The following is a 20,715-nucleotide window of genomic DNA, read 5'->3' on the forward strand; positions in this document are numbered from 1 at the left end:
CTTCGTCCTCGATCGCAGCCTGCGGCAGCGGCTACACAGAGCGGTGTCCATGGTTGAACGGCCCCCACGATCCCGTAGCCGCTGCCGAGCCCGCGAGGCTGCGATCGGCCCCGCAGGGGCCGCAAAACCTGACAGCACGTTCCGCCTGGCACACCGCATGCGCCGGTCTGGCGAGGACTTCGTCCTCGATCGCAGCCTGCGGCAGGGGCTACAGAGTGGTGTCCCTGACTGAACTGCCCTCCACGATCCTGTAGCCGCTGCCGAGCCCGCGAGGCTGCGATCGGCACCGCAGGGGCCGCAAAACCTGACGGCTCATTCTGCCTGGCACACCGCATGCGCCGATCTGACGAGGACTTCGTCCTCGATCGCAGCCTGCGGCAGCGGCTACAGAGTGGTGTCCCTGACTGAAATGACCTTGCTAACATTGCGCCTGACTCATTCCCGATCAGCCACGAGTGCTCAGCATGCAACTCCCGGACATGAACCTTCTGGTCGCCCTCGACGCCCTGCTCGACGAGGGCAGCGTGGTCGGCGCGGCGCGGCGCATGAACCTCAGCCCGGCGGCCATGAGCCGGACCCTCACGCGGATCCGCGAGGCGCTGGGCGACCCGATCCTGGTGCGCGCCGGCCGTGGCCTGGTGCCCACGCCCAAGGCCCTGGAACTGCGCGGCCAGGTACGCGACCTGGTGGAGCAGGCGGCGCTGGTGTTCCGCTCCGGCGATCAGGTCGACCTCAGCACCCTGCGCCGGCGCTTCAACGTGCGCGCCAACGACTTCTTCGTCGGCGTCTATGGTGGCCGCCTGATCGACACCCTGGAGCGCCAGGCGCCCCATTGCGAACTGCGTTTCGTCCCCGAAGGCGATGGCGACGACGAGGCCCTGCGCGAAGGACGGATCGACCTGCGCATCAGCAATACCCGGCCGCTGACCCCGGAAGTGAAGGTGCAGAACCTGTTTTCCACCACCTTTGTCGGCCTGGTGCGCGAGCATCATCCGTTGCTCGACGAGGAGATCACCGCCGAGCGTTTTGCCGCCTTCCCGCACATCAGCATGTCCCGGCGCGGCATCGCCCGTGGGCCGATCGACGCGGCGCTCGGCGACCTGGGGCTGGAGCGCCGGGTGCCGCTGATCGCGCCGAGCTTCCATGCCGCGATGTTCATGCTGCCAGATTCCGACCTGATCCTGCCGGTGCCCAAGGAAACCCTGCTCAGCGTGTCGCGCCTGGGCCTGCACCTGCGTTCCTTCGCCTTGCCGATTCCCCTGCCGACCCTGGTGCTGACCCAGGCCTGGCACCCGCGCTACGACAAGGACCCGGCGCACAAATGGTTCCGCGAGACCCTGCGCGCCTCCTGCAACGAAACCTGGCACGCCGCCCAGCCCTGAAAACACCCAATATCCCGTAGGAGCGAGGCTTGCCCGCGATAGGCACGCCACGGTTAACCTGCTGCACCGCGTTATCGTTCATCGCGGGCAAGCCTCGCTCCTACAGAATCAAAGAGCCATCCAATAGTTGTGTCTGATGCACTTATAAGCTGTCGATAAGTCAGTTTTCGTCAGCTGTCGGGCTTTTTAAACTGCTTCGGTATTTCCATCGGAGTCGTTCCCTTCATGAGTTCCCTCGCCGTGGCTGTGCCGGCACCCGTTGAAGGGGCCAGCAAACCGGCAGCTGCCAGCCCCGCGGTCTTCGGCCCGCGAATCATCATCGGCCTGCTCGGCGTATTGCTGGCGGTGCTGGTGTCGGGCCTCAACGAGATGGTGACCAAGATCGCCCTGGCCGATATCCGTGGCGCCCTGGCCATCGGCTACGACGAAGGCACCTGGCTGGTGGCCAGCTATACCGCCACGTCGGTGGCGGCCATGGCCTTCGCGCCCTGGTGCTCGGTGACCTTCTCGCTGCGGCGTTTCACCCTCTGCGCCATCGCCCTGTTCACCGTGCTGGGCGTGCTCTGTCCGTTCGCCCCGAACTACCACAGCCTGTTGCTGCTGCGCACCGTGCAGGGGCTGGCCGGCGGCGCGCTGCCGCCGATGCTGATGACCGTGGCCCTGCGGTTCCTGCCGGCCAACGTCAAGCTCTACGGCCTGGCCGGCTATGCCCTGACCGCCACCTTCGGCCCGAGCCTGGGCACGCCGCTGGCCGCCCTGTGGACCGAATACGTCGGCTGGCAGTGGGCGTTCTGGCAGGTGGTGGCGCCCTGCTTGCTGGCGATGCTCGCGGTGGCCTACGGCCTGCCCCAGGACCCGCTGCGCCTGGAACGCCTCAAGGCCTTCAACTGGCGCGGCCTGCTGCTGGGGTTTCCGGCGATCTGCATGCTGGTGATCGGTATCCTGCAGGGCAACCGCCTGGACTGGTTCGGCTCGCCGCTGATCTGCCTGCTGCTGGGCGGCGGCGGGTTGTTGCTGGTGCTGTTCCTGATCAACGAATGGTCGCAGCCGATCCCGTTCTTCAAGTTGCAGATGCTCGGCATCCGCAACCTGTCGTTCGCCCTGCTGACCCTGGCCGGGGTGCTGGTGGTGCTGACCGCGGTGATCATCATTCCGTCCAGCTTCCTGGCCCAGGTCCAGGGCTACCGGCCGTTGCAGACCGCCCCGGTGATGCTGGTGATGGCCCTGCCGCAGTTGATCGCGCTGCCGCTGGTGGCGGCCCTGTGCAACCTGCGCTGGGTCGATTGCCGCTGGGTGCTGGGCATCGGCCTGACGATGCTGGTGCTGTCGTGCCTGGGCGGCACGCAACTGACCTCGGCGTGGATCCGCGACGATTTCTACGTGCTGCAACTGCTGCAGATCTTCGGCCAGCCGATGGCGGTGCTGCCGCTGCTGATGCTCTCCACCGGCAGTATCCAGCCGATCGAGGGGCCGTTCGCTTCCGCCTGGTTCAACACCGTGAAGGGCCTGGCGGCGGTGATCGCCACCGGCGTGCTGGATGCCCTGACCACCCACCGCCTGCACTTTCACTCGACCATGCTGGTGGACAGCCTCGGCAACTCGCCGCTGAGCGCCATCGACGCCAGCAACCTCGCCCAGCGCCTGCACCGCCAGGCCGTGGTGCTGACCTCCGCCGACCTCTACTACGTCATGGCTGGCGTGGCGGCGGCCCTGATCCTGCTGATTTTCTGGCTGCCGACGCGGATCTATCCGCCACGCGCGCCGACTTGAACGTTCACTGAGACAGAAGGTTTTTATGACGATCCACATCAAACACAAAATCGCCGTCAGCGTGGCGGCGGTCGCGGTCCTGGGCGTGCTGGTGTATCTGGTCACCGGCAAGGCCACCGAGCAGACCACCAACGACGCCTTCGTGAGCGCCGACTACACCCTGGTGGCCCCGCGCGTGGCGGGTTTCATCAAGGAAGTGCTGGTGGAAGACAACCAGCGGGTCAAGGCCGGCCAGTTGCTGGCGCTGATCGACGATCGCGACCTGCGTGCCGCAGCACAGGCGGCGGACGCCGAAACCCTGGTGGCCAAGGCGCAGTTGCAGAACGCCCGCGCCACCCTCGACCGGCAAAGCTCGGTGATCGCCCAGGCCCAGGCCTCGGTGGTGGCCGCGCGGGCGGAAATGGCCTTCGCCGAACATGAACTGAACCGCTACAACCACCTGGCCGGGGTCGGCGCCGGCACGGTGCAGAATGCCCAGCAGGCCAGGACCCGCATCGACCAGGCCAGCGCGCGGCTGGCCACGGCCACCGCGGCGCTGGCGGCGGAACGCAAGCAGGTGGAGATCCTCACCGCCCAGCGCGACGCCGCCGAGGGCGGGCTGAAGCGCGCCCAGGCGGCCCTGGAAATGGCCAGCTACGAGCTGTCCTACACGCGCATCGTCGCGCCGGTGGACGGCATGGTCGGCGAGCGCGCGGTGCGGGTCGGCGCCTATGTCACGCCGGGCAGCAAAATCCTCGCCGTGGTGCCGCTGGAGCAGGCCTATGTGGTGGCCAACTTCCAGGAAACCCAGCTGGCCCGCATGCACCCCGGGCAGCCGGTCGCAGTGCGGGTCGACAGCCTGGACGGCGAAACCCTGCGCGGCCGGGTCGAGAGCCTGGCGCCGGCCACCGGGGTGACCTTCGCCGCGGTCAAGCCGGACAACGCCACCGGCAACTTCACCAAGGTGGTGCAGCGCATTCCGGTGAAGATCCTGCTGGAACCTGGCCAGCCCATGGCCGAGCGCCTGCGGGTCGGGATGTCGGTGGAAGCGAGCGTCGATACCCTGGGCAAGGCCAGTTCCGTGCGTGAGGTGGCGAAGCGATGAGTCGTCTGCTCCAGCCGGTATTCGCCCTGGGCCTGTTGTCCCTGGCCGCCTGCACTGTCGGCCCGGACTTCCAGCGCCCAGCAGGGCCGCGGGTCGAGGCCTGGGCCAGCCCGCAAAAGGCCGCGCCGAGCCAGGTGGTGACCAGCCCCCTGGACGAGCGCTGGTGGGATGTCTTCAACGATCCGCAGCTGTCGGCCCTGAGCCGGCGCGTGCTGACCGACAACCTCGATCTGCAACTGGCCACCAGCCGCCTGCAACAGAGCCGCGCGGCGCGCCAGGTGATCACCGCCGAGCGTTATCCGACCAGCAACGCCAGCGGCGGCTACGCGCGCAAACGCAACAGCGGCGAAGGCCTGAACGACCCGTCGGGTCACGAAGGCAAGTCCGCCTTCAACCTGTGGGACGCCGGCTTCTCGGCGTCCTGGGAGCTGGACTTCTGGGGCCGCGTGCGGCGCGAAACCGAGGCCGCCGACGCGACCCTGGAAGTCGCGGAAAACGATCGGCGCGGGGTGCTGTTGTCGGTATTGGCCGAGACCGCCCAGGACTACATCCAGCTGCGCGGCGTGCAGAGCACCCGCGCGGTGACCGAGCAGAACCTCGACGTCGCCCGCCACAGCCTCAAGCTCTCGCAACTGCGCCTGGCCGATGGCGTGGCCACCGACCTGGACGTCGCCGAAGCTGCCGCGCAGGTGGCGACCATCGAGTCGCAACTGCCGGCCTTGCAGCAGCGCCAGGCGCAACTGATCAATGCCCTGAGCCTGCTGATGGGCGAGCCGCCCCAGGCCCTGCACGCGGAACTGGCGGCGGATGCGCCGGTGCCGCAAACCCCGAGCCAGGTCGCCATCGGCCTGCCGTCGCAACTGGCCGAACGCCGTCCGGACATCCGTCAGGCCGAAGCACGCCTGCATGCCGCCACCGCCAGCATCGGCGTGGCCAAGGGCGATTTTTATCCGCGCATCACCCTGTCGGGCAACTTCGGCTCCCAGGCCATGCAGCTGTCGGATTTCGGCTCCTGGGGCTCGCGCCAGTTCGGTATCGGCCCGCAGTTCAGCCTGCCGCTGTTCGACGGCGGCCGCCTGCGCGGCATGCTGCACCTGCGTGAAGCCCAGCAGCAGGAAGCGGCCGTCGCCTACCAGCAGACCGTGCTGCGCGCCTGGCATGAAATCGACGACCAGCTGACCCGCTACAACAGCAGCCAGCTGCGCCGCGACAGCCTCGCCGAAGCCGTGCGGCAGAACCAGATCGCCCTGCGCACTGCGCAACAGCAATACGTCGAAGGCGTGGTGGACTTCGTCAACGTCCTCACCGTCCAGGGCGCCCTGCTCGCCACCCAGGAACAACTGGTGGAAAGCTCGACCGGCGTTTCCCTGGCCATGGTCGGCCTGTACAAGGCGCTGGGTGGTGGCTGGGAGTCGGTGTATCCGTTGGCTAGCGCGGATTCTGCAAAAACACCACATACCCCCTGAACCACGGGCTGTCTTTCAGGTAGTCCGGTTCCTGCCATTCGCCGCCCTGGATCAGGCCCACCTTGAACGGCAGGCCCATGCGGTCGAGGCGGGGCAGGTAGGCGGCGTAGTTGGGAATGCTGTGGCGGCCCTGGTAGGTCTGCACCACTACTTCGTCGATGATGCCCTTGAGGCCGGCGATGGCCTCGGGGTTGGCGTTGCTGCTCCAGTCCATCAGGCCGGTGATGCTCAGGCGGTACTGCGCGGGCAGGCGCTGGCGCAGGTCGCGCAGGAAGCTGCTGTATTCCTCGAGGTAGCGGGTGCGGGCGTCGAAATCGATCTGGATCCCGACCACCGGGTTGCCGGCCTGCTGCCAGCGCTGCACCTGGCCCAGCAGCTGGCGGTAGACCGGCTCCGGCCAGTGCAGGGTGTGCGCACGGTAGACCACCCAGACCTCGCCCTGGCGCAGGCGCGGAATGGCCATGCCCTGGGCGATGAAGTGCACGTTGCCGCTCGGGTCGCGACGCGAGCGGCTGATCTGTCCTTGCAGGATGTACAGGGTCTTGGCCTGGTTCAGCACCGGCTGCGGAGCGACGCCGCTCCACAGCCAGAAGGCCTGGTGGTCGCGGGCGTCGACCGCTGCCTGGGCACTGCCGGTCAGCAACAGCCAGACCGGCAGCAGGCATTTCCAGAAACCGCTCATGCTTACCAGTAGTACTGCAGCGACTTGCCCCACTGGGTGTCGGCGAAGGTGCCTTTGAGCTGGCGGAACCAGGCCTTGCGTACTGCCGGTTCGACGTCCTTGCCGCCACAGCTGTTGTAGCCCGAGGGCGCGTAGCAGTTGATGGCGCGGTACAGGGCGTAGGCGCGGTCGTCGCGCGGCGCCTTGCTGTTGGCGATCACCTGTTTGTAGCCGTCGAGGCGGGAGAACAGCTCGCCCTTGAAGGCCGATTCCGTACCGCCCAGGGATTGCTTGTCGGGCTGGCTGTCCAGCGGCATGCCGTCCAGGCCGTTGCGCAGGATGAACTCACCGAAGCAGTTCAGGCCTTGCGGGTTTTTCCCATCCGTCTCCAGGGCCGCCGCGGTTTGCGCGATGCTCGGGCAGGTGTAGCCGGACTCGGCCTTGTCGCCGCTCCACTGGAACAGCTTGAGCGACTGGCCGTCGCTGTAGACGTAACCCAGGCTGTAGCCGAGCTTGTCTTCAGGGGCGCTGGCCGGCAGTTGCTTGAGGTCGCTGGCGAAGGCCGCGTACTGGCTGCGCAGCAGGTCCTTGTAGAGCAGCACGAACTGCGCGGTGTTGCGCTCTACCGGGTCGGCGGCCTGGCTGATCTGCTGGCGCAGCAGCGTGGCATCGGCCACGTTGCGCAGCAGGGTGAAACGCACCTGTGGGCTTTTGATCGGCGAGTCGGCGGCGAACACCTTGGCCAGTTGCTGGTTGCGTTCGTAGTTCATCGCCAGGGCCAGCTCCAGCTGTTCCCGTTGCAGCGGTTGCTTGGCCAGGGGCAGCAGTTGCAGCCACAGGGCCTGGGCGCCCGGGCCGTCGTTCTGCGCTTCCAGGGCCAGGCCGCGCAGGGTCTGCTGGCTGAAGGCGAGGTAGTCGAGGTTGGCGGGCAGCTCGCTGGGCAGCAGTTTCAGCGCGGCGTCCGGGTTGTTGTCCACATACAGGGCGAAGGCCGCCAGCAGGTAGTCGTGCAGCGCCGGTTGTGCGGCGAAGACCGCCTTCTGTTGCTGCAAGGCCTCGCGGGTCAGCCGGCCTTCGGCGTGCTCGCGCATCCACATCAGGTCGTTGACCGCCAGCAACAGCGGGGTGCTGACCGGGTTGCGGTTGACCATCAGCAGCTTGGTGTCGACTTCTTCCACCAGATCGTTCAGCGACAGGTTGCGCTGCTCGTCCTTGGCCTGGGTCATCTGCCAGGCGTAGTCGGCGGCCAGCTTGTCCGGATTGCCGTCCAGCCAGTGCACCCGGCGCAGCAGGCCCTTGGCCGAAGCGGCGTAGGCGCCCTGTGGATAAGTTTGCAGGTAGCTGTCGAAGCCGGCTTCGGCCTGTTGCAGCGTGGACTTATCCACATGCTCGAGCGCGGGCATGCCGTATTCGTCGAAGGCGTTTTGCTGGGCGCTGTTGAGGGCCGTGCGGGCGTTCATGTACAGCGCGGTTTCTTTCAGCCAGGTATTCGGGCTGTCCTTGAGCGTGGCGAAAGCCGCGCCGGCCTCGCTGAAGCGGCCACTGTAGAAGTCGCCGGCGGCCTGTAGATAAGTGGCGAAACCCTTGCCCAGCGAGGTCTGCAGATTGGTTGGCAACAGGCTGGCCAGTTGCGGGTTGTCCCAGCTGCAGGCGGCGAGCAGCTTGACCCGGCTTTGCGCCAGCGCCTGGCGCTCGCTGTCTGGCAGGTCGGCGGCAATCAGTTGGTCGACAAACACCTGGGCGCTGGCGTCCGAGTTGCTGCGGCAGCGGCTGCCTTCGCCGGACAGAAACGCATCGCCGGCCGCCTGAGGCGCTTCGCGCACCACCTGCAAGGCTTCCAGGCGGCCGTTGAGGTCAGTGTCGGCGCTGGCTGCCGGTGCATCCGCCGCTTCGGGGCCGGGCGCCGGGTTCAGGCGAGACACCGAAAACGGCACCGGCCCATACCCTTCGGCCAGGTCGTCGGCGTCCAGCGCTTTCGGCGCCAGGGGCAAGGTGCCGCTGTCGGCCAGCAACAGGCGCAGGTTCACCCGGCTGTCGTTGCCCGGGTTGAGAAACGGCAGGCTGCTGCAGCCTTCGAGGTTTTTTTTGAGCAGGGTCCAGCGCGGGTAACAGGAATCGTCGGAGCTGGCCTGGGCCTGATTGCAGAGGAGGGCGCCGAGCGCCAGTGTCAAAGACGACAAAAGACCGATACGCATGAATTGTCCTTAATCCGAAACTATGGGAGCCGAAGGTCCAAGTGTGGCGCAAATCATACAGAAGGCATTCGCGGGCATCTAAAATACCCACACGACCCGATATACGCCGCGCCGGACAAGGCATCTATGCTGTCAGGCGGGCATTCGATGCCGTTGTCGGGATCGATAAAGATAGTGGCCATTTGCTTGACGCTTGTGCTTGCTGTCTTAGACTCCGCCCATCCGTCAGGGAGTTACGGTTATGCGGCGATTTCATGGATTGGGATTGGGATTGGGATTCGGATTGACCTGCCTGGTGTGCGTGGCCCAGGCGCAAACACCTGCACCAGACGATCCACTGCTCAATGACAGTGCTGCCGGCGCCGCCGTGGCGAGCGGCAGCGAAGCGCGAGGCGTGCTGCGGGCCAAGGATCAGGCGGTATTGGCCGGCGAACTGTCCGGGCGCATCGTCGAGTTGCCCTACAGCGAAGGCGAGTCCTTCAAGAAAGGCGACGTGCTGGCCCGCTTCGATTGCTCGGCCTACCAGGCCCAGCTCAATGCCGCTCAGGCCGCCAGCCGCGGCGCCAACGAAGAGCTGGCGCACAACCGCCAATTGGCTTCGCTCAACTCGGTCGGCCGCTTCGAAGTGGCGCGGGCCGCGGCCAAGGTCTCCGAGACCCAGGCGCAATCCCAGGTCTATCAGGTGCAGGTCAAGCGTTGCAGCGTGGTCGCACCGTTCGACGGGCAGGTGGTGGAACGCAAGGTGCAACGCTACGAAAGCGTGACGGCCGGCTCGCCCTTGCTGGAAATCGTCGACAACCGTTCCCTGGAAATCCACCTGCTGGTGCCGTCGAGCTGGATGGGCAAGCTCAAGGCCGGGCAGACCTTCAGCTTCGTCCCCGATGAAACCGGCAAGCCGCTGGCCGCCACGGTCAAGCGCCTCGGCGCGCGGATCGACGAGGGCAGCCAGACGCTGCTGCTGGTGGCGGCCGTGCCCAACGCCGAGGGCCTGCTGGCGGGCATGAGCGGCACGGCGCGGTTCGCGGAGCTCAAATGAACGCACCGGTAGCGGGCGCCGCCGAGCAGGTCTTCGCTCGGTTCCTTGACCTGGAGCGTCAGACCCGTGCCGCGCGTACCGTCGAGCAACTGGCCTACAGCCTGGTCAACGACGGCCAGGCGCTGTTCGGCTTTCGCCACGCAGCGCTGGTGATCGCCGGCAAGGTCCGCGCGGTGACCGGCGTCAGCGCGCTCGACCCGAATGCGCCCTTCGTGGCTTTCGTCGAACAGGCGGTGACCCAGCTGTTCAGGCTCGAACTCGTGCAGCAGGCGCGGGTGATCGCGGCCGAGCAATTGAGTGCCCCGGTGCGGGCCGACTGGCAGAGCCTGTCGGCGGCCGAGGTGTTCTGGTTGCCGCTGATCGATCGCCAGGGCGCAGTCTTTGGCGGCCTGTGGCTGGCCCGCGACACGCCGTGGAACCCTTCCGAACAGGTGCTGCTGGCGCAACTGGGGGACACCTACAGCCACGCCTGGCTGGCGCTGCAGCCGCGCAAACCGTGGCGCCTGCGCTGGAATCGCCAACGCCGGCTGGCGCTGCTGGCGGTGGTGTTGCTGGGCCTGCTGATTCCGGTCCGGCAATCGGTGCTGGCGCCGGCCGAAGTGGTGCCGTTGGGCGGGCGTGTGGTGGCGGCGCCGCTGGACGGGGTGATCGCCGAGTTCCTGGTCAAGCCCAACCAGACGGTGAAAACCGGCGACCTGCTGCTGCGTTTCGAAAACACCACCCTCAACGCCCAGGCCGATGTCGCCGCCCGCGCCCTGGGCGTGGCCGAGGCGGAATTGAAGGCCAATTCCCAGCGGGCCTTTGCCGATGCCGAATCCAGCTCGAAGATCGACCTGCTGGCGGCCCGGGTCGAGCAGAAACGCGCCGAACGCGATTACGCCCGCGAGCTGCTCAAGCGCAGCGAAGTGCGCGCCGAACGGGATGGCATCGCGGTGTTCGCCGACGCCGAGCGCTGGACCGGCAAACCGGTGCAGACCGGCGAGCGCCTCATGGAAATCGCCGACCCGAGCCAGGCCGAGTTGCGCATCGAACTGGCCGTGGGCGACGCCATTGCCCTGGAGCCCGGCGCGCAGGTGGCGCTGTTTCTCGACAGCGACCCGTTGCAGCGCCATCTGGCCAGCCTCGAACGGGCGGCCTACGAGGCGCAGCCGACGCCGGGCGGGCAACTGGCTTACCGCCTCGATGCGCGCTTTCGCGAGGCACCGCCGCGGATTGGCCTGCGCGGCACGGCCAAGCTCTTTGGTGAGCGCGCACCGCTGGCGCTGTACCTGCTGCGTCGGCCCCTGGCCGGTCTGCGGCAGAGCGTGGGTTTGTAATGGACCTGCCGAGCCTGCGCGCGGACTTGCAGCTGTCGGCAGCGGCGCCGGCGCTGGACGGTTCGCCGCGCTGGACCCTGGCCGACCCGGTGCGCGGTCGTTATTTCAAGCTCGGCGCGGCGGCGATGCGTTTGCTCAGGCACTGGTCCCTGGGGGACGCCGGGCAGGTGCTGCGCGCCGCCAATCGTGAGCCGGGGCTGCCCCTGGGCGGCGCGGAACTGGATGAATTGCTGGGCTTTCTACGCAGTCACGACCTGATCACCGCCCTCGATCCGCAACAGCGCGCCAGCTATGACCTCAAGGCCGCCGCCCAGCACCAGAGCCTCTGGCAGGTGCTGCTGCACCAATACCTGTTCTTTCGTATCCCGCTGTGGCGCCCGGACGCCTTTCTCAATCGTGCCTGGCCGTGGCTGGCGCGGTTCGGGCCGGGGCTGTTGCGCTACGGCTTGCCGCTGACCCTGGGGCTGGGAGTGTTCCTGGTATCGCGGGACTGGCAGCGCTTCCTGGCGACCTTTCCCCACCTGTTCAGCCTCGGTGGTGCCCTGGCGTTCGGCGTGGCGCTGTTCTTCGCCAAGCTGTGCCATGAGTTCGGCCACGCCTTCATGGCCAAGCGCGCCGGTTGCCGGGTGCAGAGCATGGGGGTGGCGTTCATGGTGCTGCTGCCGATGTTCTACACCGACGTCAGCGATGCCTGGCGAGTCAACGATCGTCGCGCGCGCCTGCTGATCGGCGCCGGCGGCGTGCTGGCCGAGCTGCTGCTGGCCAGCATCGCCCTGCTGGCCTGGTCACTGCTGCCGGACGGCCCGGCACGCACCGCGGCCTTCATGCTCGCCAGCGCGACCTGGATCACCACCCTGGTGATCAACCTGAACCCCTTCATGCGTTTCGATGGCTATTTTCTGCTCAGCGATTTCTGGGAGGTGGACAACCTCCAGGGGCGGGCCTTCGCCCTCTGTCGCTGGCGCCTGCGCGAGGCTTTGTTCGGCTACCGGCAGCCCGCACCGGAGCCCTGGTCGCCGGCCATGCAGCGGCGCCTGCTGTGGTGGGGTTATGGCTCGTGGCTGTGGCGCGCGGTGCTGTTTTTCGGGATTGCGCTGGCGGTGTACCACCTGTTTTTCAAGCTGCTGGGCATCTTCCTGATGCTGGTCGAGTTGGTGTGGTTCATCTTTTTGCCCATCGTGCGCGAGTGGCGCGAATGGTGGACACGCCGCGAACAGGCCGATGCGCCGCGAGTATTGCTCAGCAGCCTGGGGCTGGTGGCGGCGCTGTTGCTGGTGGCGGTGCCCTGGCGCAGCTCGGTGGAGGTGCCGGCGATGCTCGAGGCCGGACGCGCCAGCGCCTTGCATGCGCCGGTGGCGGCGCGGGTCCGGCAGCTCAATGTCAGCGACGGCCAGGCGGTGAGCAAGGGCCAGGTGCTGGTGGAACTCGAGTCCCCGGACCTGGCGTCGCGCCAGGCCATCGCGCGGCGGGAAATCGAGATCCAGCAACTGCAGATGCGCCGCCGTGCCGGGCGCAGCGAGACCGCGGCCGACGCCGGGGTTGTCGAGCAGCAACTGGCTGAGGCCGTGGCCGAGTACCGCGGCCTGTCGGCGCAACGCGAGCGCCTGCTGCTGCGCGCGCCCGAAGGCGGCCAGTTGCGCGACCTGCTGCCGCAACTGCAGGTGGGCCGCTGGGTATCGCCCAAGGATCCGCTGGCCCGGGTGGTCGAGCCGGGGGCGCGCTTGCGCGGCTTCCTTGCCGAGGCCGACCTGTGGCGCGTCGCGCCGGGGGCCACGGGGCGCTTTATCGCCGACGACCCGATGCACCCGGCGCTCGAGGTGCAACTGACCGAAGTCGACACCAACGGCGTGGCTTATATCGACCAGGAGGCACTGACTTCCGATCACCATGGGCCGATTGCCGTGCGCCGCGATGAAAACCGCCGCGCCGAACCGGTCCAGGCGCAGTACGGCGCGCGGCTCAAGGTGCTCGACGCCAGCGTCACCCCGAGCCAGCCATTGCGCGGCGTGGTGGTGTTGCAGGGGCGTGGCGAGTCGCTGCTGGGCACGGCCTGGCGGCGCCTGGCGGCGCTCGGCGTGAGGGAAAGCGGGTTCTGAGACAAGGAATGTTCAGGGAGAACGCATATGTTGCATAAGGATTCAGCCATGTCCGATGGCCTGGTGGTACGTCCGTCGCGGCCCACTGACGGACCGTTCCTGCAAAGTCTTTACCGTTCGGCGCGCAGCGATCTGCAATGGATCGATGGCGAGCAGGAGCAGATCGAGCAGGTGATCGCCCAGCAGTTCCAGGTCCAGGAGCAGGGCGCGGGGGAGAACTTCCCCGGCGCCATGCACTACGTGATCGAAAAACTCGGCAGCGCCATCGGTGCCTTGACCACCGATTTCGGCCCCAATGAAATCCGCGTGCTGTACCTGGCGTTCATTCCGGCCGCCCGCGGTCGCGGCTACGGGCGCACCGTGCTGCGGGGCGTGCAGAAGGCCGCCGAACAGGTGCGCTGCCCGGTGGCCACGGTGGTCTGGGCCAGCAACCCCCATGCGCGCCGGCATTACCTGGCGCTGGGGTTTCAGGTCGAGGAAGCCAACCCGGCGGCCGAGCGGCTGGTGTGGTATCCCGGCCCGCGCGGCTGAGCGGCGCAACCCGGCGGATTCGAGCCAGTGCCTGGGGCAATGCCGCCAGGCACGCCCGGTTCAGTTGAAGGCGATATAGAAATAGCCCAGCGTCGGGTCGCGGCCCAGGGCTGGCACCCGCGACACGAACATGTCTTGCAGATGGCCGACGCCGGGCAGTTCCAGGTCGCACAGGCCGTCGACGAACTCTGTCGGCTCCAGGCTGTTGAGCTCGACGCAGAAGGGCATGCGCGCGCTGTTCGGCATGCGGGCCTGGGGGGTGTCCTTGATGGACTCGATATGGACCAGCAAGACGCTGCCGTCCGGTAGCAACAGATTGCAGGTTTGCCCCAGCAAGGGCTGGAAATGCTCACTTTGCAGCAGATGCAGCATGGCGCCACTCCTGGCTGGAAAAAGGGCCGGGGGAATGTCCCCCGGCGCGAACGTCAATTGCGCGATGGGAACAGGCCGTTCAGGGCCACGCTGAAGTTGATCACCAGGAACGGGTTCATCACTGGCAGCGGCAGCCCGTTGCCGGCGGGCGAGATGGTGCCGGTGATCGTGGTGTTGACCCCCTGGAGCGGCACGGGCGTGGTGCCTTGCTTGTCGGAGTAGATGGTGGCGGTGCCCGGCCCGCCGCCGGAGGTGCCGATGAACGAGTTGGTGGCCGTCGGGGTACTGGCCGGGTTGCTGGCGGGGTTGGCCAGTTGCAGCGTGGTGGCGGCGTTCAGGCCGGCGAGGGTATGGGTGTGGGCAGGCAGGTTGTTGAGGGTGGGGGTGACGTTTTCGGTGCCGGAAACTTCGCCGATCACCCGGGGCGTCAGGCCCAGCCCGTTGCCCTGGCCGATGGGCAGGCGCCCTTGCAGGTTCGGCAACTGGAAGTTGGTGGTGCCGTTGCCGCCGTAGTAGGTGCCCAGCAGCGAAAACAGCGCCTGGTACTGCGAGATCCCCAGGGTCTGGCCGTAACACGAGGCCCAGCCGTTGGGAGGGAAGTTAAAGGAAAAAGCTTGAATGGTGCCCATGAACACTTCCATAGTTTTTCATCCTTCAGGTTAATCAGTGGAACTCCCTGAGCCGATCCCTGGTGTCTGGCCTGACAGCTTGACCGATACGGTCAGAACGCCAAGCGGGCTCGTTGACAGCAGTGGTTAGCGTAGACGCTGTTCCGCCAGTCGCCCGGGGTGATGGGGCGCCTTATGTCTGGCCGGATAAACAGCGATGCTGTGCTGGTAAAACGCGGGTGCAGGGGAAGTTCATGGCGTTTCGCAGAGAGCCGCAATTGCTGGGTACGGCCGAGCCGGGCATCGCCCTTCGGCTGACGCGTGACACGCAGCGTCTGATCGCGCTGCTGCGGGCGTACTGGCTGCCGCCGATCCTGCTGCTGGCGGCGGCCACCCGTTTCTACAACCTGACCGCCGCGGCCATCTGGGGCGATGAAGGCTCCAGCCTGTTGCTCAGCCGCTACGGCCTGAGCGATCTCTGGGTGCATGCCGCCCATGACGTGCATCCACCGTTGTATTTCATGCTGCTGCGCGGCTGGATCGCGCTGTTTGGCGACGGCATCTTTGCCATTCGCAGTTTCAGCGCCTGGCCGGGGATCGTCTGTGTCGGCCTGGGGGTGTGGCTGGTGGCGCAGATCGCCAGCCGTCGCGCGGCGGTCCTCGCCGGCTTCCTGCTGGCCCTGCTGCCCACCGCCGTGCGCTACAGCCAGGAAGTGCGCATGTATGCGTTGTTGGGGGTGTGGCTGCTCGGCGCCACCATCGCCCTGGTGTACTGGGTCAGGCAGCCCCGGCGTCAACGCTACCTGGTGTATTACACGCTGCTGATGAGCGCGGCGTTCTACACCCACTATTTCACCGCGCTCTGCGTGCTTGCCCACTGGTCGTACCTGTTGCTGCTGCGCCTGCACGCAACGCCGCCGAGCCGGGCGATCAACCGGCCGGCCTGGTGGCTGGCCAACGCTGCCATCGTCATGCTGTTCGCCCCCTGGCTGCCGGGGCTGGTGGACCTGCTGCAACATATCGACCAGCTGAAAGCCAGCGGCGACGTGGGTTGGGAGCCGTCGGTGGACTTTTCCTCGCTGCCCTCGATGATCTGGCAACTGCTGACCCAGGACGATGGCGAAACCCGTTCCCCGCTGCTGTTCGCAGGCCTGCCGCTGCTGGTGCTGGGCGTCGCCGGAATGCTCGCCTGGCGCGACCGCTCGCCCTGGCGCTGGCACTGGTTGCTGGTGGTCTACACCGCGCTGCCGCTGTTGCTGGTGTTTGCGGTGTCGTTCGTTTCGCCGGTATTCATCGAGCGCTACCTGACGGCCTATGCCCTGGGCTTGCCGCTGATTTTTGCGATTGCGGTCGACCAACTGCTGGCGCAGGCCCGCGTGCTGGCGCTGGCGATCCTGTTGCTGTTCGGCGGGGTCGAGATGGTCGGCCTGAACAACAACGCCACGGTGGATAGCAACGATCAGATCAGTGTGCTGGTGGACTACGTGAACCAGCGCTACGTGGCCGGCGACCGGATCGTCACCAGCGATCTGCTGTGGTACCTGAGCTACGTCTACTACAACCGTACCGATGTCCAGCCACTGCTCTACACCCCACCCACGTCCGCCGGGGTCTCGACCCGACCCAATGCCTACGGCTTCGGCACCCTGATCGACCAGCAGGCCGACAGGGTTTACCTCGACCGGCTGTCGGCGTTGCCGGTGGGCAGTGGTCGCGTCTGGCTGATCGGCACGGCCGAGCAACCCGATGAGTTCGCCCCGCTGCCGGGGCAATGGCGAAAGGCTGGCGAATTCACTGCTGGCGGGGTCACGGCCCGGTTGCTGCTGATGTGCGGCACGGTGCAGGGCCAGGCATCGGCGAAAACGCTGTGTAGCCAGCCAGGGAAACCTGCTGGATAGACGCCTTGGGCGGTTTTTTGCAAAAAAACAGGCTTGTGAACCGGTCAGTGACGAAAGGCAGGATTCAGGGCGGTCAGCGGCTTAATCGATTCATGTTCAGTCCCAGAGCGGCTGCTGTTTTTTTGAGCACAGATTTTTTGTGGTTTTGCTCCGAATTGATATCAAAGCACCACTGTTGGTTTTCTGACCTTGCACTACGCTTTTTCCGTAAATGGACTTATAGCTAGGGTGAAGGGATTGCCGCAGTTCCATTTTATTTCCGGTTTACCGCGCTCAGGGTCGACCCTGCTGTCCGCCATTCTGCTGCAGAACCCACGCTTTCACGCCGGCATGACCAGCCCGGTGGGGGCGCTGTTCAGCGGCATCCTCGAACAATGCAGCGCCGGCAGCGAATTCGGCGCGGTCATCGACCTCGACATGCGCCGCCGCTTGCTGCGCGGGCTGTTCGACTCCTACTACGCCGACAAGGCCGACAAACCGGTCATCTTCGATACCAACCGCCAGTGGTGCGCGCGCCTGCCGGCCTTGAAGGACTTGTTTCCCAAGGCCAGGACCATCGCCTGCGTGCGCAATGTCGCCTGGGTCATGGACAGCCTGGAACGGCTGTACCGGGCCAACCCCTTCGAAAACACCAAGCTGTTCGGCGATGCGGTCGAGCGCAATTCGGTCTACAGCCGCTGCGAAACCCTGGCCCAGCACAACCGCCTGGTGGGGTATGCCTGGACGGCCTTGAAAGAGGCCTACTACGGCGAAAACGCCGATTCGATGCTGATCGTCGACTACGACCTGCTGAGCCAGGCCCCGGAGCGGGTGATGCGGCTGATCTACGACTTTATCGGCGAACCCTGGTTCGAACACGATTTCGACAGCCTGGCCTACGACGCGCCCGAGTTCGACCAGGCGCTGGGGGTCGCGGGCCTGCACAAGGTCAAGGCGCGGGTGGCGCTGCAGTCGCGGCGCACCATCCTGCCGCCGGACCTGTTCGAGAAGTATGCGCAGCTGTCCTTCTGGAAAGACGGGGCATCCAGCGCCGCCAATGTCATTCGCATGAAATCCGACGCCGCGGTCCGTTGACCGCGGTTTTTCAATTCGCACCTTTCAGCACGTTCGAGTCCGGGTGAGCATCATGTGGTGGAGCAAAGGCAAGTCGCGGGTCAATCAGCGGGCCACCGGGCGGACGAATGCCCTGGCCTCACCGATGATCATGCCCCTGGAGCCGCGCATGCTGTTCGACGGCGCGGTGGCGGCGACGGTGGCCGAGGCCGTCCAGCCGGACAGCCACACCACCACGGAGGTGGCCAAGACGCCGACCGCCGCCGATCAGCCGAGCGTCAGCAAGGACACCCACGGCCAGGCCGATGCAGCGCCTGCCGCGACCCCGACCCCGACCGCGGTGCCGGGGCTGACGGTGGTGTTCGTCGATTCGCGGGTCAAGGACGCCGACAGCCTGCTCCAGGGCCTGGCGCCCGGCACCCAGGTGGTGCAACTGGGTGCGAACCAGGATGGCCTGCAGCAGATCGCCGATTACCTGGACCAGCATCAGGGTGTCAGTTCGGTGCAGATCATCGCCCACGGCAATGCCGGGGACCTGTGGCTGGGCAACAGCTACCTCTCGGCTGACAACGTCCAGGCGCGTAGCTCGGTGCTGGCGGACATCGGCCAGGACATGAACGCCGGCGGCGACATCCTGATCTACGGCTGCTACACCGCCGAGGGCGAACGCGGCCTGAGTTTTGTCGATTCGCTGGCGCAACTGACCGGTCGCGACGTGGCCGCCTCCAGCGACCGCACCGGTGTGGGTGGCGACTGGGAACTGGAGATCGCCACCGGCACCATCGAAAGCGCCAATGTGCTGTCCACCCAGGCCATGCAGGATTATCAATGGGGGCTGGCGACCTGGACCGCCACCAACAACGCCAACACCGGTGTGGGTTCGTTGCGGGCGGCGCTGGCGTCGGCGCAGAACGGCGACATCGTCACCTTCAGCAGCGGCATGACGGTGCAGCTGACCTCCGAACTGCTGGTCAACAAGAACGTGACCATCGACGGCGACCTGAACAACGACGGCGCGGCGGACGTAATCCTCGACGGCCAGTACCGCACCCGGGTCATCGAAGTGGCCTCGGGCAGTACCGTGACCCTCGATGGCCTGGTGATTACCCGGGGCCTGGTCTCGGGCAACGGCGGCAACGGCGGGTATGGCGCGACCGGCGCCATGGCCGGGGGGATTTTCAACGCCGGCAATCTCACCCTCAACAACGTCACCGTGACCTCCAACGCGGCTTCGGGCGGCGGCGGTGGCGGCGGTGTCACCGGCGCGTTCTATGGCGGTGGCGGTGGTGGTGGCGGCGGGCTGGGTGGCCAAGGTGGCGGCCACGGTGGCTCCGCCGGCCCCGGCACCGGCACGCTGGGCGGCCAGGCTGGCAGCGCTGGCGTGGGCGGTTATGGCGGTGGCTACGATGCCACCCACATGGGCGGTCGCGGCGGTACCAGCACCGGCGGCGCGGGCGGTCTGGGCGTGTCCTACTACAGTAACGGCGGCAACGGCGCCACGGCCACCAACGGCACGATTTCCATCGGCGGCGGTGGTGGCGGCGCGGGTTGGGACAAGGTCGGCGGCGCGGGCGGCAATGCCGCCGGCGGTATCTACAACGCCTCCAGCGGCACCCTCACGGTGATCGGCACCTCGACCATCAGCAACAACATCGGCGCGGGCGGCGGCGGTGGCGGCGGTGGCGGCCAAGGCAGCAACGCCAGCAACGGCGGGATCGGCGGCCGGGGCGTCGGCGCGGTCTGGAACAAGGGCACCTTCCTGATCACCGCGGCCAACTTCGCCGCCCTGAGCGGCAACGCGGCGGCCAGTGGCGCCGGCGGCGTGGCGCTGGGGGGGGGCACGACCGGTACTTCACCGACTTCGTTCGCGACCATCTACAACGACGGCGGCATCCTCAACACCGCCTATGCACCACCGCCCACCGCGACCATAGTGGTCGCCGATACCACGTTGAGCATCGGCGAGACTTCGCTGGTGACCATCACTTTCTCCGAGGCGGTGACCGGTTTCACCAACGCCGACCTGACCGTCGCCAACGGCACCTTGACCGCGGTGAGCAGCAGCGATGGCGGCATCACCTGGACCGCCACCTTCACCCCGACGTCGAGCATCACCGATACCAGCAACGTGATCACCCTGGATAACACCGGGGTGATCAATGGCCTTGGCACCGCCGGGGTCGGCACCACCAACTCCAACAACTACGTGGTCGATACCGTCCGGCCGACCGCGACCATCGTGGTCGCGGACAATGCCTTGCGAGTCGGTGAAACCTCGCTGGTGACCATCACCTTCAGCGAAGCGGTGACGGGTTTCACCAACGCCGACCTGACCATCGCCAACGGCACCCTGACCGCGGTGAGCAGCAGCGATGGCGGTATCACCTGGACCGGCACCTTCACCCCGAGCGCCAGCATTACCGATACCACCAACCTGATTACCCTGGACAACACCGGCATCGCCGACCTGGCCGGCAACGCCGGCAGCGGCACCACCGACTCCAACAATTACGCGATCGATACCGTCCGCCCGACCGCGACCATCGTGGTCGCCGACAGCACCCTCACGGCGGGCGAGACGTCCCTGGTGACCATCACCTTCAGCGAGGCGGTCAGCGGCTTCACCAATGCCGACCTGAGCATCGCCAACGGCACCCTGACTACGGTGAGCAGCAGCGATGGCGGCATCACCTGGACCGCGACTTTCACCCCGACCGATGGCATCAGCGACGCCAGCAACCTGATCACCCTGAACAACACCGGCATTGCCGACCTGGCCGGTAATACGGGCAGCGGCACCACGGATTCGGGCAACTACGTGATCAACACCGCGCACCCGACGGCCACCATCGTGGTCGCCGACAATGCCTTGAGCATCGGTGAAACCTCGCTGGTGACCATCACCTTCTCCGAGGCGGTAACCGGGTTCACCAATGCCGACCTGAGCATCGCCAACGGCACGCTGACCGCAGTGAGCAGCAGCGACGGCGGCATCACCTGGACCGCGACTTTCACCCCGACGTCGAGCATTACCGATACCAGCAACGTCATTACCCTGGACAACACCGGCGTACAGAACGCCGTGGGCAACCTGGGCCTGGGCACCACCAACTCGAACAATTACGCCATCGATACGGTGCGGCCGACCGCGACCATTGTGGTCGCCGACAGCGCGCTGAGAATCGGCGAAACCTCGCTGGTGACCATCACCTTCAGCGAAGCGGTGACGGGTTTCACCAACGCCGAC

General features: G+C 66.7%; 15 protein-coding genes. 11 read left to right on the forward strand and 4 right to left on the reverse strand.

Annotation, left to right across the window (positions count from 1 at the left end):
• The first annotated feature begins 464 nt into the window (after positions 1 to 464).
• From PVZ80_RS23825 to PVZ80_RS23840, 4 genes are all read left to right on the forward strand, one after another.
• Positions 465 to 1,382: a LysR family transcriptional regulator gene (locus PVZ80_RS23825; protein ID WP_016705090.1), complete on the forward strand. Its 918-nt coding sequence runs from the start codon at positions 465 to 467 to the stop codon at positions 1,380 to 1,382.
• Positions 1,383 to 1,607: 225 nt separating this feature from the next.
• A complete protein-coding gene (locus PVZ80_RS23830) occupies positions 1,608 to 3,152 on the forward strand; it encodes an MFS transporter (RefSeq protein ID WP_028681498.1) in 1,545 nt (514 codons plus the stop codon).
• 25 nt (positions 3,153 to 3,177) lie between these two features.
• Positions 3,178 to 4,236: an HlyD family secretion protein gene (locus PVZ80_RS23835; protein WP_009046334.1), complete on the forward strand. Its 1,059-nt coding sequence runs from the start codon at positions 3,178 to 3,180 to the stop codon at positions 4,234 to 4,236.
• A complete protein-coding gene (locus tag PVZ80_RS23840) occupies positions 4,233 to 5,702 on the forward strand; it encodes an efflux transporter outer membrane subunit (RefSeq protein ID WP_273864661.1) in 1,470 nt (489 codons plus the stop codon). Before PVZ80_RS23835 ends, PVZ80_RS23840 begins: the two co-directional genes overlap by 4 nt.
• On the opposite strand, the gene PVZ80_RS23845 is transcribed toward PVZ80_RS23840, so the two are convergent.
• Both PVZ80_RS23845 and PVZ80_RS23850 read right to left on the reverse strand, forming a co-directional pair.
• A complete protein-coding gene (locus PVZ80_RS23845) occupies positions 5,665 to 6,384 on the reverse strand; it encodes a DUF3142 domain-containing protein (RefSeq protein ID WP_028681500.1) in 720 nt (239 codons plus the stop codon). The two genes, PVZ80_RS23840 and PVZ80_RS23845, sit on opposite strands and share 38 nt — an antisense overlap.
• A 2-nt stretch (positions 6,385 to 6,386) precedes the next feature.
• The gene (locus tag PVZ80_RS23850) at positions 6,387 to 8,558 is read right to left on the reverse strand and encodes an outer membrane assembly lipoprotein YfiO (protein WP_273864662.1); all 2,172 of its coding nucleotides are present in this window, start codon (positions 8,556 to 8,558) and stop codon (positions 6,387 to 6,389) included.
• 241 nt (positions 8,559 to 8,799) lie between these two features.
• Here PVZ80_RS23850 and PVZ80_RS23855 point away from each other — a divergent pair, with 241 nt between their 5' ends.
• From PVZ80_RS23855 to PVZ80_RS23870, 4 genes are read left to right on the forward strand one after another with little or no spacing between them, the layout of a single operon-like run.
• Entirely contained in the window at positions 8,800 to 9,594 is a 795-nt protein-coding gene (locus PVZ80_RS23855) for an efflux RND transporter periplasmic adaptor subunit (RefSeq protein ID WP_273864663.1), read from the forward strand.
• A complete protein-coding gene (locus PVZ80_RS23860; RefSeq protein ID WP_273864664.1) occupies positions 9,591 to 10,910 on the forward strand; it encodes an efflux RND transporter periplasmic adaptor subunit in 1,320 nt (439 codons plus the stop codon). Before PVZ80_RS23855 ends, PVZ80_RS23860 begins: the two co-directional genes overlap by 4 nt.
• Entirely contained in the window at positions 10,910 to 13,006 is a 2,097-nt protein-coding gene (locus PVZ80_RS23865) for a biotin/lipoyl-binding protein (RefSeq protein ID WP_124303335.1), read from the forward strand. The genes PVZ80_RS23860 and PVZ80_RS23865 overlap by 1 nt, the downstream gene beginning before the upstream one ends.
• Positions 13,007 to 13,033: 27 nt before the next feature.
• The gene (locus PVZ80_RS23870) at positions 13,034 to 13,537 is read left to right on the forward strand and encodes a GNAT family N-acetyltransferase (protein ID WP_009046341.1); all 504 of its coding nucleotides are present in this window, start codon (positions 13,034 to 13,036) and stop codon (positions 13,535 to 13,537) included.
• A 60-nt stretch (positions 13,538 to 13,597) separates the two neighbouring features.
• Here PVZ80_RS23870 and PVZ80_RS23875 read toward each other — a convergent pair whose 3' ends face one another.
• On the reverse strand, positions 13,598 to 13,909 hold the full coding sequence (locus PVZ80_RS23875; RefSeq protein WP_009046342.1) for a DUF6916 family protein: 312 nt from the start codon (positions 13,907 to 13,909) through the stop codon (positions 13,598 to 13,600).
• Positions 13,910 to 13,962: 53 nt separating this feature from the next.
• Positions 13,963 to 14,550 carry a phage tail protein gene (locus tag PVZ80_RS23880; protein ID WP_009046343.1) on the reverse strand — a complete coding sequence of 196 codons (588 nt, stop codon included), beginning with the start codon at positions 14,548 to 14,550 and terminating at the stop codon, positions 13,963 to 13,965.
• Between the two features lie 221 nt (positions 14,551 to 14,771).
• Here PVZ80_RS23880 and PVZ80_RS23885 point away from each other — a divergent pair, with 221 nt between their 5' ends.
• The 3 genes from PVZ80_RS23885 to PVZ80_RS23895 all read left to right on the forward strand — a co-directional run.
• A complete protein-coding gene (locus PVZ80_RS23885) occupies positions 14,772 to 16,415 on the forward strand; it encodes a glycosyltransferase family 39 protein (protein WP_273864665.1) in 1,644 nt (547 codons plus the stop codon).
• 228 nt (positions 16,416 to 16,643) lie between these two features.
• Complete coding sequence (locus PVZ80_RS23890; RefSeq protein WP_009046345.1) at positions 16,644 to 17,489, forward strand: sulfotransferase family protein; 846 nt, start codon at positions 16,644 to 16,646, stop codon at positions 17,487 to 17,489.
• 52 nt (positions 17,490 to 17,541) lie between these two features.
• The coding region (locus tag PVZ80_RS23895; RefSeq protein ID WP_273864666.1) for an Ig-like domain-containing protein at positions 17,542 to 20,715 on the forward strand (3,174 nt) is incomplete at its 3' end.

This window comes from Pseudomonas sp. B3G-3 (genome assembly GCF_028640915.1).
Lineage (GTDB): Bacteria > Pseudomonadota > Gammaproteobacteria > Pseudomonadales > Pseudomonadaceae > Aquipseudomonas > Aquipseudomonas chlororaphis_I.

Coding starts and splice junctions, on each gene's coding strand:
- PVZ80_RS23860 (WP_273864664.1), top strand. CDS start 9,591: ATGAACGCACCGGTAGCGGGCGCCGCCGAGCAGGTCTTCGCTCGGTTC.
- PVZ80_RS23875 (WP_009046342.1), bottom strand. CDS start 13,909: ATGCTGCATCTGCTGCAAAGTGAGCATTTCCAGCCCTTGCTGGGGCAA.
- PVZ80_RS23840 (WP_273864661.1), top strand. CDS start 4,233: ATGAGTCGTCTGCTCCAGCCGGTATTCGCCCTGGGCCTGTTGTCCCTG.
- PVZ80_RS23855 (WP_273864663.1), top strand. CDS start 8,800: ATGCGGCGATTTCATGGATTGGGATTGGGATTGGGATTCGGATTGACC.
- PVZ80_RS23850 (WP_273864662.1), bottom strand. CDS start 8,558: ATGCGTATCGGTCTTTTGTCGTCTTTGACACTGGCGCTCGGCGCCCTC.
- PVZ80_RS23825 (WP_016705090.1), top strand. CDS start 465: ATGCAACTCCCGGACATGAACCTTCTGGTCGCCCTCGACGCCCTGCTC.
- PVZ80_RS23880 (WP_009046343.1), bottom strand. CDS start 14,550: ATGGAAGTGTTCATGGGCACCATTCAAGCTTTTTCCTTTAACTTCCCT.
- PVZ80_RS23885 (WP_273864665.1), top strand. CDS start 14,772: ATGGCGTTTCGCAGAGAGCCGCAATTGCTGGGTACGGCCGAGCCGGGC.
- PVZ80_RS23835 (WP_009046334.1), top strand. CDS start 3,178: ATGACGATCCACATCAAACACAAAATCGCCGTCAGCGTGGCGGCGGTC.
- PVZ80_RS23870 (WP_009046341.1), top strand. CDS start 13,034: ATGTTGCATAAGGATTCAGCCATGTCCGATGGCCTGGTGGTACGTCCG.
- PVZ80_RS23865 (WP_124303335.1), top strand. CDS start 10,910: ATGGACCTGCCGAGCCTGCGCGCGGACTTGCAGCTGTCGGCAGCGGCG.
- PVZ80_RS23845 (WP_028681500.1), bottom strand. CDS start 6,384: ATGAGCGGTTTCTGGAAATGCCTGCTGCCGGTCTGGCTGTTGCTGACC.
- PVZ80_RS23830 (WP_028681498.1), top strand. CDS start 1,608: ATGAGTTCCCTCGCCGTGGCTGTGCCGGCACCCGTTGAAGGGGCCAGC.